Origin of the sequence: Salipaludibacillus sp. CF4.18 (assembly GCF_051262595.1) — a bacterium.
Classification (GTDB): domain Bacteria; phylum Bacillota; class Bacilli; order Bacillales; family Salisediminibacteriaceae; genus Salipaludibacillus; species Salipaludibacillus neizhouensis.
In genome coordinates, this window is sequence record NZ_JBIMEV010000133.1 from 1 (window position 1) to 1360 (window position 1360).

The following is a 1360-nucleotide window of genomic DNA, read 5'->3' on the forward strand; positions in this document are numbered from 1 at the left end:
ACTGCAGCATTTTTGATCGAGCCTATTCAAGGGGAAGCTGGAATAAATATACCTAGAGACGGATTTTTAAAAGAAGCTTCTGAACTATGTCAAAAAGAACAAGTGCTATTTATTGCAGATGAAATTCAATCTGGTTTAGGTCGTTCAGGAAAACTTTTTGCTTGTGATTGGGAAGAAGTCATTCCCGATATGTATATATTAGGAAAAGCTCTTGGAGGTGGTGTATTTCCGATTTCAGTCGTAGCGGCAAATCAAGATGTTTTGGACGTATTTGAACCTGGATCGCATGGATCGACATTCGGTGGAAACCCACTTGCTTGCGCGGTTTCCCTAGCAGCTCTTCAAGTCATTGAGGAAGAAAATCTCGTGAGCCGTTCAATGGAGTTGGGAAAACATCTAAAGGAGCAGCTTGAACAAATTGATAATCCAATGATTAAAGAAATTCGCGGTAGAGGCTTGTTTATTGGTGTTGAACTAAAAGAACCTGCAAGGAAATATTGTGAAGAATTAAAAAACGAAGGGCTTTTATGCAAAGAGACACATGAAAATGTGATTCGATTTGCGCCACCACTTGTCATTGAAAAAGAAGATCTTGATTGGGCAATAAAGAAAATTCAAAAAGTGCTAGGGGTTTAATAGATACGTCAAAAAATGGGGTGTATGTCTGTGGGAGCTGTCATCGAAAATGAAAAAGAAGCAAGTCTACTATCATCAACACAATCAGTTATCCAAACAGCCTTAAAGAAGTTAGGATACGGAGAAGAGATGTATGAATTACTAAAGGAACCTGTTCGTATGTTCACTGTTCGAATTCCTGTAAGCATGGATAATGGGGAAGTGAAAGTGTTTACGGGGTACCGTGCTCAACATAATGATGCAGTTGGTCCAACTAAAGGAGGGATTCGTTTTCATCCCGAAGTGACAGAAGATGAAGTGAAAGCTTTATCGATATGGATGACCTTAAAGTGTGGAATTGTAGATGTTCCTTATGGTGGTGGAAAAGGCGGAATCATTTGTGATCCAAGAAACATGTCTTTTCCTGAAGTCGAGCGTTTAAGTAGAGGCTATGTTCGTGCGATTAGTCAAATTGTTGGACCTACCAAAGATATTCCGGCACCTGATGTCTATACTAACTCACAAATTATGGCATGGATGATGGATGAATATAGTCGGATTCGTGAGTTTGATTCTCCTGGTTTTATTACGGGTAAACCGATCGCATTAGGAGGTTCTTTTGGCAGAGAAACAGCGACCGCTATGGGGGTAGCTATTTGTATAGAAGAGGCTTCTAAGGCGGAGAAAATAAACCTTGATGGAGCAAAAATTATCATCCAAGGCTTTGGAAACGCGGGTGGCTATT

General features: G+C 40.1%; 2 protein-coding genes. Both read left to right on the plus strand.

The window, feature by feature from the left end; genetic code table 11:
* The coding region (locus ACHABW_RS25745; RefSeq protein WP_435759876.1) for an aminotransferase class III-fold pyridoxal phosphate-dependent enzyme at positions 1-636 on the plus strand (636 nt) is incomplete at its 5' end.
* Between the two features lie 30 nt (positions 637-666).
* Positions 667-1360: Glu/Leu/Phe/Val family dehydrogenase (locus ACHABW_RS25750; protein ID WP_435759878.1), on the plus strand; the 694-nt coding region annotated here is incomplete at its 3' end.